This window comes from Pseudomonas sp. FG6 (genome assembly GCF_057809015.1).
Window position 1 is genome coordinate 93,096 of record NZ_JBMDJD010000019.1, and the last position, 13,898, is coordinate 106,993.

Annotated in this window: 17 protein-coding genes and 1 pseudogene; 10 read left to right on the plus strand and 8 right to left on the minus strand. The window is 57.9% G+C overall.

The window, feature by feature from the left end; genetic code table 11:
* The first annotated feature begins 8 nt into the window (after positions 1-8).
* Positions 9-731, plus strand: a complete 723-nt coding sequence (locus ACODSJ_RS14580; RefSeq protein WP_489102394.1) for an oligogalacturonate-specific porin KdgM family protein — start codon at positions 9-11, stop codon at positions 729-731.
* Positions 732-876: 145 nt separating this feature from the next.
* Here ACODSJ_RS14580 and ACODSJ_RS14585 read toward each other — a convergent pair whose 3' ends face one another.
* The gene (locus ACODSJ_RS14585; RefSeq protein ID WP_489102395.1) at positions 877-1,620 is read right to left on the minus strand and encodes a FadR/GntR family transcriptional regulator; all 744 of its coding nucleotides are present in this window, start codon (positions 1,618-1,620) and stop codon (positions 877-879) included.
* 97 nt (positions 1,621-1,717) lie between these two features.
* Here ACODSJ_RS14585 and ACODSJ_RS14590 point away from each other — a divergent pair, with 97 nt between their 5' ends.
* A complete protein-coding gene (locus ACODSJ_RS14590; RefSeq protein WP_489102396.1) occupies positions 1,718-2,431 on the plus strand; it encodes a FadR/GntR family transcriptional regulator in 714 nt (237 codons plus the stop codon).
* Positions 2,432-2,491: 60 nt separating this feature from the next.
* Here ACODSJ_RS14590 and ACODSJ_RS14595 read toward each other — a convergent pair whose 3' ends face one another.
* Both ACODSJ_RS14595 and ACODSJ_RS14600 read right to left on the minus strand, forming a co-directional pair.
* Positions 2,492-3,541 carry a hypothetical protein gene (locus tag ACODSJ_RS14595; protein WP_489102397.1) on the minus strand — a complete coding sequence of 350 codons (1,050 nt, stop codon included), beginning with the start codon at positions 3,539-3,541 and terminating at the stop codon, positions 2,492-2,494.
* Positions 3,542-3,614: 73 nt separating this feature from the next.
* Positions 3,615-4,031, minus strand: coding sequence for a VOC family protein (locus ACODSJ_RS14600; protein ID WP_489102398.1), 417 nt, complete (start codon positions 4,029-4,031; stop codon positions 3,615-3,617).
* Between the two features lie 109 nt (positions 4,032-4,140).
* On the opposite strand from ACODSJ_RS14600, the gene ACODSJ_RS14605 reads away from it, so the two are divergent.
* The 3 genes from ACODSJ_RS14605 to ACODSJ_RS14615 all read left to right on the plus strand — a co-directional run bounded on the left by ACODSJ_RS14605 (position 4,141) and on the right by ACODSJ_RS14615 (position 6,272).
* Positions 4,141-4,794, plus strand: a complete 654-nt coding sequence (locus ACODSJ_RS14605; RefSeq protein ID WP_489102399.1) for an arylsulfatase — start codon at positions 4,141-4,143, stop codon at positions 4,792-4,794.
* Positions 4,795-4,835: 41 nt separating this feature from the next.
* Positions 4,836-5,585 carry a hydroxypyruvate isomerase family protein gene (locus ACODSJ_RS14610; RefSeq protein WP_489102400.1) on the plus strand — a complete coding sequence of 250 codons (750 nt, stop codon included), beginning with the start codon at positions 4,836-4,838 and terminating at the stop codon, positions 5,583-5,585.
* Positions 5,586-5,726: 141 nt separating this feature from the next.
* A complete protein-coding gene (locus ACODSJ_RS14615) occupies positions 5,727-6,272 on the plus strand; it encodes a DUF4256 domain-containing protein (protein WP_489102401.1) in 546 nt (181 codons plus the stop codon).
* A gap of 218 nt (positions 6,273-6,490) precedes the next feature.
* Here the strand turns inward: ACODSJ_RS14615 and ACODSJ_RS14620 are convergent, their stop codons facing one another.
* Both ACODSJ_RS14620 and ACODSJ_RS14625 read right to left on the minus strand, forming a co-directional pair.
* Positions 6,491-8,008, minus strand: a complete 1,518-nt coding sequence (locus ACODSJ_RS14620; protein ID WP_489102402.1) for a hypothetical protein — start codon at positions 8,006-8,008, stop codon at positions 6,491-6,493.
* Positions 8,009-8,139: 131 nt separating this feature from the next.
* Positions 8,140-8,535 (minus strand): DUF488 domain-containing protein, encoded by a 396-nt coding sequence (locus tag ACODSJ_RS14625; RefSeq protein ID WP_489102403.1) that lies wholly within the window; start codon positions 8,533-8,535, stop codon positions 8,140-8,142.
* Positions 8,536-8,912: 377 nt separating this feature from the next.
* Here ACODSJ_RS14625 and ACODSJ_RS14630 point away from each other — a divergent pair, with 377 nt between their 5' ends.
* The 3 genes from ACODSJ_RS14630 to ACODSJ_RS14640 all read left to right on the plus strand — a co-directional run bounded on the left by ACODSJ_RS14630 (position 8,913) and on the right by ACODSJ_RS14640 (position 10,112).
* Entirely contained in the window at positions 8,913-9,272 is a 360-nt protein-coding gene (locus tag ACODSJ_RS14630) for a DUF6124 family protein (protein ID WP_489102404.1), read from the plus strand.
* 198 nt (positions 9,273-9,470) lie between these two features.
* On the plus strand, positions 9,471-9,956 hold the full coding sequence (locus ACODSJ_RS14635; RefSeq protein WP_489102405.1) for a hypothetical protein: 486 nt from the start codon (positions 9,471-9,473) through the stop codon (positions 9,954-9,956).
* A gap of 60 nt (positions 9,957-10,016) precedes the next feature.
* Entirely contained in the window at positions 10,017-10,112 is a 96-nt protein-coding gene (locus tag ACODSJ_RS14640; RefSeq protein WP_489102406.1) for a lipoprotein, read from the plus strand.
* Here ACODSJ_RS14640 and ACODSJ_RS14645 read toward each other — a convergent pair.
* Together ACODSJ_RS14645 and ACODSJ_RS14650 are read right to left on the minus strand one after the other, a co-directional pair.
* The gene (locus ACODSJ_RS14645) at positions 10,091-10,420 is read right to left on the minus strand and encodes a hypothetical protein (protein ID WP_489102407.1); all 330 of its coding nucleotides are present in this window, start codon (positions 10,418-10,420) and stop codon (positions 10,091-10,093) included. The genes ACODSJ_RS14640 and ACODSJ_RS14645 overlap by 22 nt on opposite strands.
* A 202-nt stretch (positions 10,421-10,622) precedes the next feature.
* The gene (locus tag ACODSJ_RS14650) at positions 10,623-11,525 is read right to left on the minus strand and encodes a LysR family transcriptional regulator (protein ID WP_489102408.1); all 903 of its coding nucleotides are present in this window, start codon (positions 11,523-11,525) and stop codon (positions 10,623-10,625) included.
* A 139-nt stretch (positions 11,526-11,664) separates the two neighbouring features.
* Between ACODSJ_RS14650 and ACODSJ_RS14655 the strand changes: the two genes are divergently transcribed.
* Positions 11,665-12,411, plus strand: a complete 747-nt coding sequence (locus ACODSJ_RS14655; RefSeq protein ID WP_258702333.1) for an SDR family oxidoreductase — start codon at positions 11,665-11,667, stop codon at positions 12,409-12,411.
* Between the two features lie 147 nt (positions 12,412-12,558).
* The gene (locus tag ACODSJ_RS14660; RefSeq protein WP_489102409.1) at positions 12,559-13,254 is read left to right on the plus strand and encodes a glutathione S-transferase family protein; all 696 of its coding nucleotides are present in this window, start codon (positions 12,559-12,561) and stop codon (positions 13,252-13,254) included.
* 97 nt (positions 13,255-13,351) lie between these two features.
* On the opposite strand, the pseudogene ACODSJ_RS14665 reads toward ACODSJ_RS14660, so the two are convergent.
* A pseudogene (locus ACODSJ_RS14665) lies at positions 13,352-13,423 on the minus strand (tetratricopeptide repeat protein); the annotation flags it as partial.
* Between the last annotated feature and the right edge of the window lie 475 nt (positions 13,424-13,898).

Sequence of the window (13,898 nt, forward strand, 5' to 3'; positions counted from 1 at the left end):
ATAAAAACATGAAAAAGATACGCGCAGTGGTTTCCCTCGTTTCGTTGTTCACTTCTATTGTTGCCCTGGCGGACACCGGTTATATCAACGTACGCCACCAATATGCGGAGCAATCGCGCATGCACGCCGACCGTGCCAAATTCGGTATGCGGCTGGACAACGGCGTTGGGTTGGAAGGTGAACTCAAATACAAGACCGCCGGGGATCGTGAGGATGTTGCCTTCGACAACACCGTGGGCAGCGGCCACGAATTCACCGTCAACTACCAGCACAAGCTCAACGACCGCTGGACGCTGACGCCCTCGTTCGCCATGGAAAGCGACGAGGAGTCCACCACTTACAAGACCGGCCTGCGCCTGGGCTACAAGATCACCAAGGAACTGAGCATCGCCGGTCGCTACCGTTACGACTCGTCCAAGCTCGACCGTGACAAGGTCGACCATGACGTACCGGACAACGGCCAGGACGACCAGAAAATCAATCGTTACGACGTGTACATCAACTACGCGAACCAGGGGCCGTGGGCTTATGAATATCAACTGACTTACTTCGATGCCAACTACATCCGTTATAACGGCGGCACCGATGACTATGAACAGAATGCCGTGGTCAAGTACAAGTGGGACAAGCGCTGGGCACCGTTCTTTGAAGTGGGTGATATCAAAGTCAACTCGGTCGACAGTGATCGCCAACTGCGTTTGCGGGTCGGCATTCAATACAACTTCTTCTGAGTTGTGGTAGCAGTGGTCGACAATGACTCCATGAACACTGGGATCAAAACTGTGGGAGCGAGCTCGCGATAGCGGTCTGCCTGGGGCGGTGATGTTGGATGTGCCGCCGTCATCGCGAGCAAGCTCGCTCCCACAGGGGGCGGGGTTATTCGTTGTAGAACGCCTGGCGCTGTTGTGTTTCACACAGGCGCATGCGGCTGTTACTCAGGTGCAGGTACATGGCCGCCCGCGCTGCATCGACATTGCCACTGGCGATGGCATCGAAGATCTGCTGGTGTTCGGCGTTGATCCCCTGCAAGTAGGCACTGCGGTCACTTTGCCCGGAATAAGCAGAGTTCATGCGGGTACGCGGGATCAGCTTCGTACCCAGGTGCTTCATGATGTCGATCAGGTAGTAATTGCCGGCCGCCTTGGCGATTTTCAGATGGAACTGGAAATCGGCATTGATGGTAGTGCCGGACTTTTCCGGCCCTTGCAGCAATGCCGCCAGTGCCTGGGCCAGTTCGGCCAGGGCTTCAGGCGTTGCGCGCTCGGCAGCCATGCCCGCGGCCTGGACTTCCAGGCTCAGGCGAAACTCCAGCAGGTTGAGCACATCAGGCAACGTGGCAATCGTCGCCGGCCCCAGGGTAAAACCCTCCGGCGCCGGCATGTCCAGGACAAACGTGCCGACCCCATGCCGCGTCTCCACCAGCCCTGCCGCTTGCAGGCGCGAAAGTGCTTCGCGCACCACCGAACGACTGACGCCTTCGGCTTCCATGATGTGCACTTCGGTGGGGAGCTTTTCGCCACACTTGAGAATGCCGTCGCGCATGCGCTGGGCAAAGCGGTCGACCAGTGTTTCGGCGAGGCGGCGCGGCTTGTTCAGTGGGGATAACGCTTGATCCGTCATCGGCGTGCTCTAGTGTGATCAGCGGGCATTATAGTGAGTTTCAGCGCAAGGTCGCGGCTATAATGCCGCGATCGTCTGGCTTTAATGGAAAGGTGCAATGGACCGTGTCACACCCGATCGCCGCCTGAGCATGACCCAGCAACTGGTGGTCGACCTGACGCAGCAGATACTCGCCGGCGAACTGCCCGCGGGCAGCAAACTGCCGACCGAACAGGTCATCATCAAGGACCGCGGCGTCAGTCGGACCGTTGTTCGTGAAGCCATGTCGCGGCTTCAGGCCGAAGGCTTGGTGGAGACCCGTCACGGCATTGGCACTTTCGTTGTCGACACTGCCCGCCCGGGAGAATTTCAGGGCAGCAAGCATGTCAAGGGCGGCGCTTACGACGCCCTGGCCGTCATCGAACTGCGCCTGAGCCTGGAAGTGGAAGCCGCCGGCATCGCCGCGCAACGGGCCACACCTGAACAGTTGCTGGTGATGCGCGAAGTACTCGACGTGGCCAATGCTCTTGACCCAACGGACGACGACAGTGCCCGGGTCGATTTCGAATTTCATCTGCAGATCGCCCAGTGCACGGGCAACAGTTTTTTCATCGACGCCATGGCCCATGTGGGCAATACGTTGATCGCGGTCGTGCAACAGGCCGGGGCGGCGGCAACGGGTGAAAAACGGGCGGTGGTGGCGCGTGAGCGGGAGCAGATCTACGCGGCGTTGGCGCGGCGTGATGCGGAAGCGGCGCGGGCGTCGATGCGCTTGCACTTGATCAATATGCTGCGGCGGGTTCGGGGTGTGGTTGAGTCGACGGCGCAATAACCTGCACCACAGACCCTGGGGGAGCGGGCCAGCTCGCGAAGAGAGCGGCCCATTCTCTTGCTAGTTACGCTTCCAGCACTCCGTAAACCGTGCGCACACACCGTAACGCTCATCCATCTGCGCCATCCGCTCCAGGTGATGACCTACCGCTTCGACCGTGACTCCGTTTCCGATCCGGAAGTATTCCACCATCATCGCGACATCCAGATCGACCTCGGCTTTCTCCGGCTTGGCATTGCTGGTTTTCGGCAATGCCCACTGTTCCAACTGCTCGTCCTTCACCTGCCGCAGGCGTGTCTGGTATTCGTCCTTGAAACGCTCCATTGAGTGCGCCTTGTTCTGCGCCATGTCATCGCCAAACGTCTTCAGGTTTTCCCGGTACAGCGTCCAGTAGTCGGCGGGCAGCTCGAAGCCGAGCTTGGCCTTGCGCTCGCTGATCAAGGTGTCCAGTTTCTCTGGCGAATAACTCTCGACTTTCTCCTTGGCCGGATCGGTTTTGACGGTGACGACCAGGCTTTTATCGATGACCCGGCTCATCAGCTCCAGGCGATGGGGCGTGTCCGGATAGGTCTTGGGGAACAGCGCATTGCGACCGGCACAGGCGGGAAAGTCTTTTTTCAGGAGCGGGATCGGGGTGCGCACGTCCTTGCCGTCGATTCGTTGCAGGCGCTGCAACTGAGTCAGGCAGAAGTTCTTTTCGGACTTGAACGTCACCTCGTACTCGGCATTGGCCTCGGGCGTAAAGTTGAAGCCCTTGCCACACACGGCGTAACCGCTGTTCATGTTGGTGCGCAGGTAGATCGGCTCACCGGGCTTGAGCTTGACCTCCAGATACCCCTTGGCATCCTTGGGTGCCGGAACGCTCATCCCCACCCGCCGCGCGGTATCGCTCAGCAACAGATTGTTGAGAATGCCCGTGGTTTGCCCATCGCAATGGGCGGCATCGAAATGATCCAGCGTGGCGTTGCTGGTATTGGCGACGAACCGCAACTTGGCGGCGTCCGGTTCGATGGCGTCGGGGTAACTGCCGTTGACGCTGCAACCGCCGAGCCATAACGACAGCGCGGACATGGCGAGTAACGGCAAAGAGCGACGAGGCAGGGCGAGCATGGGTCATCCTTGAGAAGGGGGATAAAGTCGACGAATGCTACTGAAATGCCACTACTGCGTCTACCGACGCCATTCAAGACGCCAACGCCGGCCCCTTCAACTCGATCTGGTTCCCATCCGGATCAAAGCAGTAGATCGACCAACCCTCACCCTCCGCACCGTAGCGCTTCTGCGCTTTCTCGACGCTCAGCCCGGCCGAGGTCAAATAGGCGAGGAGGGCTTGCTCGTCGAACGGCTCGATACGCAGGCAAAGATGATCGACGTTATGCCCTTGCTTACCCGCCGCCGGCCCACCCTGGCGCCCCAGCGGCCCGTCGACGGCCACCAGATCGATCATCGAAACCCCGGTGCTCAAATGAACCATGCCAAGATCGTCCCGACGCTTCTTGAGCTCGCAACCGAGCACCGACGTATAAAAAGCCAGGCTGCGCTCGATGTCTTTTACGCGCAGGACGATGTGGTCGATCCGTTGAATCGTGAAGTTCTTCATCGGGGCCTCCAGTGCTCAGTGCCGCATTGTTTATTGCCACAGGAATTCCACACGCTATCGAGGCTTCTGATACCGTGCAAAAAAACATGATCTGGAGAATGGCATAAGCATGAAGGCTCCACGAATTTTTATGATCCACGCGACCCCATTGGCGATCGAGCCCATCACGGCGGCTTTTGCCCGGCATTGGCCGCAGGCACGGATCATCAATCTGCTCGAAGACTCGCTGCCCCAGGATCGGGTGGAAGAGGGCGAGCTGACCGCGAGCATGAAGGCGCGCTTCCAGACACTTTCCCACTACGCAGTACAAAGCGCGGCGGATGCCATTCTGTTTACCTGCTCGGCGTTTGGCGATGCCATCGACCTGGTTAAAACCGAGATGGCCATTCCCGTGCTCAAGCCGAACGAAGCCATGATCGACCAAGCGCTGAGCCAGGCATCACGCATTGCTGTGCTGGCAACGTTCGAACCGACCATTACTTCGATGATGCCCGAATTCAAGCAAGCGGTAGAGCGCAGTGGTCGCGCGGTGGAAGTGGTGCCTTATTTCGTTCCGGGGGCATTGCAGGCGTTGAAAGACGGCAACCCGCAAGCCCACGATGCCGCCATCGTGGAAATGGCCGCCCGGGTCGAGGGCTGTGACCTGATTTGTTTCGCCCAGTTTTCGATGTCCAGTGCCGCCGAGCAGGCCCGGGCTCGTTCCGGTTTGTCGGTATTGACCACGCCCGACAGTGCAGTGCTGGCGCTGCGCAAGTTGCTCTAAACGGATGATTTCATTTCTTCCCTGGATGGATGATTTACCCAATGCCCAAGTTCAACGCTCACCTCGGTTTTCAATTCAATGAAGTGCCTTTCCTGCAACGCATCGAAGCCGCCGCTGCTGCGGGTTTCCGTGCGGTGGAATTCCCTTCGCCCTATGAGTTCGACGCCAGTCTTCTGGCCGATCATCTGACTCAACACAACCTGCCGTTGATCCAGTTTGCCGCACCGGCTGGCGTGACCAAAGGCATCGCCGCCTTGCACGGCAAGGACGGTGAGTTTCGCAGCGGGCTAATCCAGGCGGCTCGCTATGCGAAGGTGCTGGCCTGTTCCGATGTTCACATCATGTCGGGTGTGACGACACAGGAGGACGCCGCGCTTATCTATGAGAGCAACTTGGAGTACGCCGTCAAATACCTCGAAGACCAAGGGTTGCGGCCGCTGATTGAAGTCATTTGCGAGCAGGAAATGCCTGGCTACTACATGTCCGACTTCAGCAAGGCGCAACAGGTGTTGGAGACGTTCCCGAGTGTCGGGCTGATCCTCGACCTTTACCATGCCCAACGGCTGACCGGGGATGCGGCGGATGTCCTGGCGCGCTTCTATGATCGAACCGTCCATGTACAAATTGCCGACTGTCCGGGGCGTCATGAACCGGGAACGGGGAATATGGATTTTGCGGCCTTGTTCGCGGACCTGGAGCGGCGTGGGTACCCAGGGTGGATCGGCTGTGAATACCGTCCTACCGGCTCTACCGTGGCAGGTCTTGATTGGATCAAGCCGTTCAGCGCCTGACATATACATCCTTGTGGGGGCGAGCAAGCTCGCTCCCACAAAAAAGCGGCCAGGTCTGTGGGAAACTGGCCGCACGTCTATCCTAGGTAGTCTTGAACCAGGCGCGGAATCGGCAACCGATTACCCAGGGACGTCCACACCATGAAAAAACAAGAACAAGACAACCTCATCCAAACCCTGAAAACCCGCTTCGAACAAAACCCCAACCGTCACCCAGACATCCCCTGGTCCACTGTCCAGACCCGGCTGGAAGCCAAGCCCAATGCCCTGAAATCCCTCCAGGCCATGGAAACCACAGGCGGCGAGCCAGACGTGATCGGCCTCGACCCGAAAACCGGCGATGTCACCTTCTGCGATTGCGCCAAGGAAAGCCCAACCGGGCGCCGGAGCCTCTGCTACGACCGCGCTGCCCTGGACGCACGCAAGGAGAACAAGCCCAAGGGCAGTGCCGTCGAGATGGCCGAGTCGATGGGCGTGGCCCTGTTGACCGAAGAGCAATACCGATCGCTACAGACGCTCGGTGAGTTCGATGCCAAGACGTCCAGCTGGCTGGGCACACCGCCGGAACTTCGCGCGCTCGATGGGGCGATTTTTGGCGACTACCGTTATGGCCGGGTGTTCATCTACCACAATGGCGTGCAGTCGTATTACGCGGCGCGTGGGTTTCGCAGTTTGTTGTGCATTTGAGCTTGGTAGGTGCAGATGATTGAGTTTCAGCCAAACACCGACCCGTGGCGAGGGAGCTTGCTCCCGCTGGGGTGCGCAGCAGCCCCAAACCCATTCAGCACGGTGGCACCGGCAAAAAACAGTTGGCAGGGTTACGACTGCTGCGCAGCCGAGCGGGAGCAAGCTCCCTCGCCACAAGGGACTTGTGTGTTCGAAGAGCCGCGGTGGGGCACGCTCCTTCACTCAAACAGCAAAACCTCACACCCCTTGGCCTCAACCATCTCGCTAAACCCCGGCAACCGCGCCACGAACTCCGTCTCGAACGCCAGGTACCGATCCTGCGCCGCCAGGTAACGAATGTCCGGCTTGACCCGTGGAATGTCCTTGCTCGACAGCTTCAGCACCTCATGGCTGCGCTGATTCCAAAACCAGGCCAGGGTATGCGTGCCGAACGTATTGGAGCGGTACTGCCACACCCACCAATCGCCATGACTCCGGGACACGTGAAGCTCGCCATGAAAGGTGCGCAACGTGATGACCTGCTTGGGCTGCGTGACAAGCAGGCGCGTGTCCTGGCGCAGCTCGCTGCCAAAACCGTCCAGCGTCGCCTTGGTCGTGGCGCCCGTCGTGAAGTTGAAGCGCCACGCCAACAGCACCGTCTCCTGATAACCCGAATGCTCGACGTTCTGCCGCGCGCCTTCACTGAACAGCAGCACCTCGTCGTCCCCCAGGTAGGCGCTTGATGCACGCAGCCTGTGGCCTTCCACCGGCAGCGGCTGGGCGGCGATGGCCGGGTGCGGCGAGTCCAGGTTCCAGACCCAGCACCGTGGGCCGTTGTGCTGCATGAACAGCAAGCGGCGCGGGCCGATGGGCAGGATGGTCAGCTCATCGGCGTCCTCGAAAATCACCTCGCTGCTGTCCGCCGTGATCCGCCAGATCCGCGTCAGGTGTTCGGGTTCATAGAGACGCTGACGCTCGAAAATCTCCGAATCCACCACCACGCCAGGCGCTTCGAATTCCGGCCAGCGTTCCCCGGCAGGGCCGAAAGCCTGGATGTCATCGCCTTGGCGAACCTCGTATTGATAACGGTCATCCGTGCTGTAGGCGCCGCTTTCAACCTGGCGTCGCCACAGGCTGCGCTCGGCATCCGCGTCGATGAGTAACAGGTCCGCGCCATCCACACCGTCGGTCCGGTGTTCGAGCATGTCCTGCTCGGTGGGCGGCCACGGGTTGTAATCGACCAGAAAGCACAGCCACCGATCCTCGTCCTGTTCGGTGATGGCCGCCCAACCGTTGCGGTAGTTGTAGTCATGCACATAGGTGGGAGCGGGATAGTCGTGGACGTCCTGCAACCACTTCACCTTGGCGCGCTTGGGCTTGGGTTTGGACTTGTCCGGTTTGGGCGCGGCGGCCGGCTTCGGCGGCTCGATCAACGTCGCGGTGAACGGCAGTTCCTCGCGCAAGTTGTGCCAGTGCCTGGCAAACGCCTCGCGCTGATCGACCGCAACAATCACCGGCCGATAGTCATCGCCACCGGCGTCCAGGTTCCACAAATCAAAACCATCGCGCGCCAACACCACCGCCAGCGCGTCGAAGCAGACCTCGGGCATCTCATTGGACAACTCATCCAACAACGCCTCGAACCCCGGCCCGGTAAACGCGCTGATGTCGGGATAGTAATGCAGCAGCAGCCCAAGCAAGTCACTGCCCGGTGTTTTCCAATCGATATGAACCAGCGGATTGAATTGCGATTGCATCAGACATGTCTTCCCTGTGATTTCGCTGCTGCGCCATCTTAGCCGCACCCCACCGAACTTGAGCAATCCAATAAACCCGTGGCGAGGGAACTCGCTCCCGCTGGACTGCGCAGCAGTCCCAGCAATTCCCCCTAAAACCCAGACAAATAGCACACCGGCGAACTCCCCTCAGCCCGCTTCTCCACCTCATCCTCCAACCACTCAGCCAACACCACGGCATTGTTCTCGACCGTGGACTTCGCCGCATAAACCAACGTCAGCGTCCCCCCCTGCGCAACACCCACCAGCTTCCACCAATGCTCCGGCCGCGCCGCCAGCTCCTTGCGATAAGCCACCCGGAACTGCTCAAAAGAAACGTCCCCCGCCTTGAACGCCTTGCGTAACTCATGGGAAGGCGCCGCCTCCGGCAGCCACTCGGCAAGGGGCAGTTCGTCCTTGCGACAATTACGCGGCCACAACCGATCAACCAAAACCCGCACGCCGTCCTCGGCGCTCGCCGTTTCATAGGCGCGTTTGCACTGGATCATGATGGCCCGCCTGTCAAAGAGAAAACCCCGTCAGCATAGGCTGTCAGACGCTGGGCAACCAACACCCAGCAACCCACGTTGCCTTGCGCCTTTGCCTACAACTACGCCAGAATCCGCCGGCTTGTTCGCCTGGGGGTGCGTCGGTAGTTTGGGACCTGTCACTGCTCATCAGTGATCGGGTTTAGTCGCCCAGGGTGAAACAGGTTGTGCAAGGCGTCATCCAGTCGGGATTCCCATCCTGCACTCGATGGTGGCTGTGCGCAGGGCGTCCTCGGACGCGCCGGTTTCTTGTTTCCCCGGTCGACTAACCTGCGTACAGCTGCCTCCCCTCGTTTAGTCGCGAGCGGGTGATGGCTCCAACTACAGGAAGCAAGACGATGGTAAAAGAGACTCCGAACCCTCCCGCGGCAGACGAACCCACCTCCCGCGCCCAATCCGCCCGCAACAAGAAAATCGACGACGCCGCCACGCGGGCGTTGGATTTTTATCTCAAGCCCAAGCCTAAGAACGAAACGTCTGACAAGACTGACTCCATTTTCCGGATTGATCCGGGTGTGGATTCTGAGTGTTTGCTGGCGAGTCTCAGTGAGAATTTGGCTTCGGCGAATGCCATGATCAGTGATTTGGCGTTTGATCTGGATGGATCGCGACGGCGGGTTGCGTTGGGGATTTTGCAGGTGATCGAGGTGAGTGAGCTGTTGGCGAATCGGGCTTTGGATATTGTTGAGGTGAGGTAGCCGAGGCGTTCGGCCTATAACGGGAAAGGCCTGGCAGGGCTGGGCCTTTCTTGTTCGAAGAAGAACTGGCTAGCCAAACAAACCCCAGCTTTCCTCCCGGCGAAACGTCAAGAAATGGGAGGGAAAGCGTAGGAAAAATTCAAGCTGTTCGGTCGAGCGCCGATAGGCTTGCGGAAGATTTTACGCGAAGGAACGAGTATGTTTTACCCACGAGAAGCGGAAAAAGATCATCTGTACAACCGAATAGTGCTGCTGACTATTGCTTGCTGTCTCCTTCTGTTTTTGGCTTCGCTGGCAAAAAATTCAGGGACCATTTATGGGGCAATTCAATGGAGCGCTGTCGAAGTCAAAGGGACCGTGACGCAACTTGAAAGCATCCCGATGAATAAAAACGGCATCATCATTCATTACCGATATGCCGATAGCGATCAACAAGTCCATGAAGACGAATACCCGGACCAACGCTATAACGAACACGATCAGTACGAGGTAGGCGGAGAAATTCCGCTGCTCTACTCACGTTGGTTCCCCCAGATCAGCAGCATCGCCACCGAGCTCCACACGCATCGCTTCAGCTTTTTTGTCATGACTGGCGAGGTGTTGCTGACACTGGTGTTCTTTGGAATCTCTTTCATGACGTTCGGTCGCATTTATGGCATGAGGCAGGAAGACCGCTTCTATTGAATCGGTTGTCGGTCATGGCGCCCAGAGCTCTCATTCATCTAGGTAATCGGTCTTCCCCCCATGAAAAAGTTGATTTTCGCGTTGCTTTCGCTCGCCCTGCTTTCCGGGTGCGTAACCCAAGTGAGTATGGCCGCTCACTGGATGTCTTTCAGATAACCGCTGAGTACCGCCAGCGGTTCTGCAAGTTCATTCATCGTCCGGGCGGACCGTACTTCCAGTGCCAGACGATCCAACTCTCGCCCCAAAGCCGTATCCACGCCGCCAACGGCTCCCAGTGCCGAGTCCAGGCAGCGCTCTACCTTGGCCTGAATCCCAACCACATCCCCCCGCCGCACCAACAACCCAAAAACCTCCCGATCACACCCGCCCATCAACGGATCATCCCGCAGGATCGGGCTGTGGCCTTCCGTCTCGTAGGCCAGCTTGAGGGCGTAAAGGGCAACCGTTTCCAGCAGCAATTCCATGAGGTGAAATCCTTTGTGACGGGTGAGGAGGGTGGGGTGGAGTTGGGTTGAGGGGTTATGGCTTGGGATGTGTGCAACTTGGGGTGTCGGTGAGGGGGGCTGTTTGTGAGCGCTTTGCGCTCAAGCGAGAGCAAGCTCCCTCGCCACGGGTTCTTCTCTACCACGGGTTCTTCCTCGCCGCACAATAAGCTGACTGCTGCAATTATGATGGTCTGGGCTGATCGTTAAATGCAGAATTTTTTGCGAACACCTCGGCGATGAAATCCATGAATACAATGGCCCTTTTGGGGAGAAGCCGGTCGGCAACGTAAATGATTTGCACGGGGACAGCCGGAGCTGCGTAGTCCCTAAGCAGCACCCGCAGATTGCCATTTTTCAGTCCTTCCTCGTAAAGCCATTCGGGTCCCTGTGCAATCCCCAGCCCCTCGTTTACACACTCTCGTATGGCCTCAGGTGAGTTGACCCGAAGCCTGCCAGAAACGGGAACATCGATATCCCGAAAGCGCCATGTGGTGCCTGTCGACAGCAGGGTGTAGATCAGGCAATCGTGCGTTCTAAGATCATTGGGCGTCGTGGGAATTCCGCGTTTGGCCAGGTATCCCTTGCTGGCAACGCATACACGCTCGAACCAGCCTAGCGGCCGGGCACGCATTGCGCTGTCTTCCAGATGTCCGATGCGGATCGCCAGTTCAGCCCCTTCGTCGACCAGATTCACATAGCGATCACTGATCTGCAGGTCGAGCGTCAACTCTGGATAGCGCTCCAGAAATGTGGATACATGCGGCACCACGAATGCATGGGCTAGCGCGGTCGGGCAGGCGACTCGCAACAATCCGGACGGGGTGACGTTCTCCCTGAAGGACGACTCCGATTCTTCCACGGCATCGAGAATGCGCCGGGCATCTGCGTAATAGCGTTCTCCCTCGGGGGTGAGGGCAAGCTTTCGTGTGGATCGGTGAAGCAGCCTGGTTTGCAAATGATCTTCCAGCGCCGCCACATAGCGGCTGACGTTAGGCTGCCCCAGCCCCAGGTCACGGCCTGCAGCCGAGAAGCTTCCTGTCTCGACAGCACGAACAAAGCAGGTCATCAGCAGTAGTCGATCCATCTAGGCCTCTAATTCATGCAATACAAGCATGAAATGTATTCGAATAGGCCATCTTATCAATGCACGGGTATGAATACATAGTTTCCCTCTGGCAGGTCAGTACATCGACTGATTCTGAAAAACCGAAAAGGAAACTTACATGTCCCGATTGCAAGGCAAACGCACTCTCATCACTGGCGGCACCAGCGGCATTGGCCTGGAAACGGCTAAGCAGTTCCTCGCCGAAGGCGCGCGCGTGATCGTTACCGGAGTCAATCCGGAGTCCATCGCAAAAGCCCAGGCGGAACTGGGAAGCGAAGTATTGGTGCTGCGTGCTGACTCAGCCAGCATCGATGCACAGAAGGAACTGGCGCAGGCCGTTCAAACTCACTATGGCCAACTCGATGTTGCCTTTCTCAATGCCGGCGTATCCGTTTGGCTGCCGATCGAAGAGTGGACGGAGGAAATGTTCGATCGCTCCTTCGACATCAACGTCAAGGGGCCGTACTTTCTGATCCAGGCATTGCTACCCGTCTTCGCGAACCCTGCGTCGGTGGTTCTCAATACTTCGGTTAGTGCACACCTCGGCGACGCGCGTTCATCAGTTTATGGCGCGACCAAGGCCGCGTTCCTGAACATGTCGAAGACGTTGTCGAGCGAACTGCTTCCACGTGGCATTCGTGTCAATGCGGTCAGCCCCGGTCCGATCGATACGCCGCTTTATGACAAGCTCGGTATTCCCGATGCCTACCGCGAACAGGTCAACCAGGATATCGCTGCGACCATTCCGTTCGGCCGGTTTGGTACGCCCGAGGAAGTGGCCAAGGCCGTGTTGTACCTGGCGTCTGACGAGTCGCGATGGACGGTTGGCTCGGAACTCATCGTCGACGGTGGCCGCTCGCTTTAGCTGCCAACGATATGCGAAGGAACGTCTTCTGCGCTTTTACGCAAAACTGATTGCCACTCAGGCTTGCTTGAAGTCACGGACGTAGCTTCTCTACGGCCCGCTCCCACTCGTGGCGGCGGGTTTTGATTCTTCAGTGGGTCTATTCCAATGTCACAGTCACAGTTCACACTCGTCAGCCATCCGTTATGCCCATTCGTTCAGCGAGTGGCCATCGTGTTACTCGAAAAAGGTATTACCTTTCAGCGTATCGATGTCGATCTTCGCGACAGGCCAGACTGGTTTCTGGCGATATCGCCAAGCGGTAAGGTTCCGCTGCTCAAGGTTCCAGACGGCAATGAAGGCGAGTCCGTTCTATTTGAGAGCATCGTCATCTGCGAGTACTTGGAGGAGATCTATCCGGAACCTGCGCTGCATCCCGTGAATGCGTTGATCCGAGCACAACACCGTGCATGGATCGAATTCGCCTCTGCCGCACTGGCGGATGCATGGGGATTTTTGAACGCTACCGACCCGCAGACAGCCCTTGGCAAATCTGCTGCATTGAGAGGAAAGCTGGAGCGATTCGACATTGAAATATCGGAAGGCCCTTACTTCGCCGGCGAGAGGCTCAGCATGGTCGACATCGCCATGGCTCCAGTTTTTCGCTACTTCGACATACTTGGATTCGAGCCCAATCATCAGTTGTTCGATGGACTCAATCGAGTGGCTGATTGGCGCCGTGCGCTGGCCAGCCGCTCCAGCATTCAGGCGGCAGTTGCAGAGGACTATGCCATCAGGTTCCGTAACCACTTGCAGAAAGCAAGAGCACTCTTGGCTACTGCATCGGAAACGCACCCCCTCTGAATGCCGATGCGATCACGCCGCCGCTCGCTTGGCCTGCAGGCGCGCTGGCAAGGCATAGTCAAAAAGAGACTGGCTGGCAAGGGACGGGGATGGAGCCCAGCGTGGCAGCGGCCTGGTCCAGTTGGCCATTTTCATACGGGCGCGAGGCTGTTTCGATCAGGGTGGTTGCACCCCCAGCATCTGAGCATGATCTGTTGCTGCACTTCATGCAGGGCAGAAAACGGCCAAAAAGCGGTCAGTTAGCGTCTACGAAATAAGCGGCTATTCAGTGACGACGTGATCCAGATGCTCTGGTGCTTTGTACGGAGCTTGGAAGTTTTTAGAGTGGCAACCGACGCTCTTTGGTAAGGAAAAAGAATTTCTAGATTGGGGTTGACGACTAATTTTAATGCTGTATTATTCGCCTCCCGCTAGCGAGCAGCTTGATGTTGATCTTGGCTTAAGCGGCTGATTTTTTTGATAAAATCAGAGCTTTTAAGGGTTTTATTTGTGGGGTGATGCATGTAAGATGCGCGCCTCGGTTGAGACGAAAGACTCAGCCAACCGCTCTTTAACAACTGAATCAAGCAATTCGTGTGGGTGCTTGTGGAGTCAGACTGCTAGTCAACAGATTATCAGCATCACAAGTTACTCCGCGAGAAATC

What these genes read in the sequence shown, in the direction of transcription:
- ACODSJ_RS14580 (WP_489102394.1), top strand. Translation starts at nt 9, where the DNA reads ATGAAAAAGATACGCGCAGTGGTTTCCCTCGTTTCGTTGTTCACTTCT.
- ACODSJ_RS14585 (WP_489102395.1), bottom strand. Translation starts at nt 1,620, where the DNA reads ATGACGGATCAAGCGTTATCCCCACTGAACAAGCCGCGCCGCCTCGCC.
- ACODSJ_RS14590 (WP_489102396.1), top strand. Translation starts at nt 1,718, where the DNA reads ATGGACCGTGTCACACCCGATCGCCGCCTGAGCATGACCCAGCAACTG.
- ACODSJ_RS14595 (WP_489102397.1), bottom strand. Translation starts at nt 3,541, where the DNA reads ATGCTCGCCCTGCCTCGTCGCTCTTTGCCGTTACTCGCCATGTCCGCG.
- ACODSJ_RS14600 (WP_489102398.1), bottom strand. Translation starts at nt 4,031, where the DNA reads ATGAAGAACTTCACGATTCAACGGATCGACCACATCGTCCTGCGCGTA.
- ACODSJ_RS14605 (WP_489102399.1), top strand. Translation starts at nt 4,141, where the DNA reads ATGAAGGCTCCACGAATTTTTATGATCCACGCGACCCCATTGGCGATC.
- ACODSJ_RS14610 (WP_489102400.1), top strand. Translation starts at nt 4,836, where the DNA reads ATGCCCAAGTTCAACGCTCACCTCGGTTTTCAATTCAATGAAGTGCCT.
- ACODSJ_RS14615 (WP_489102401.1), top strand. Translation starts at nt 5,727, where the DNA reads ATGAAAAAACAAGAACAAGACAACCTCATCCAAACCCTGAAAACCCGC.
- ACODSJ_RS14620 (WP_489102402.1), bottom strand. Translation starts at nt 8,008, where the DNA reads ATGCAATCGCAATTCAATCCGCTGGTTCATATCGATTGGAAAACACCG.
- ACODSJ_RS14625 (WP_489102403.1), bottom strand. Translation starts at nt 8,535, where the DNA reads ATGATCCAGTGCAAACGCGCCTATGAAACGGCGAGCGCCGAGGACGGC.
- ACODSJ_RS14630 (WP_489102404.1), top strand. Translation starts at nt 8,913, where the DNA reads ATGGTAAAAGAGACTCCGAACCCTCCCGCGGCAGACGAACCCACCTCC.
- ACODSJ_RS14635 (WP_489102405.1), top strand. Translation starts at nt 9,471, where the DNA reads ATGTTTTACCCACGAGAAGCGGAAAAAGATCATCTGTACAACCGAATA.
- ACODSJ_RS14640 (WP_489102406.1), top strand. Translation starts at nt 10,017, where the DNA reads ATGAAAAAGTTGATTTTCGCGTTGCTTTCGCTCGCCCTGCTTTCCGGG.
- ACODSJ_RS14645 (WP_489102407.1), bottom strand. Translation starts at nt 10,420, where the DNA reads ATGGAATTGCTGCTGGAAACGGTTGCCCTTTACGCCCTCAAGCTGGCC.
- ACODSJ_RS14650 (WP_489102408.1), bottom strand. Translation starts at nt 11,525, where the DNA reads ATGGATCGACTACTGCTGATGACCTGCTTTGTTCGTGCTGTCGAGACA.
- ACODSJ_RS14655 (WP_258702333.1), top strand. Translation starts at nt 11,665, where the DNA reads ATGTCCCGATTGCAAGGCAAACGCACTCTCATCACTGGCGGCACCAGC.
- ACODSJ_RS14660 (WP_489102409.1), top strand. Translation starts at nt 12,559, where the DNA reads ATGTCACAGTCACAGTTCACACTCGTCAGCCATCCGTTATGCCCATTC.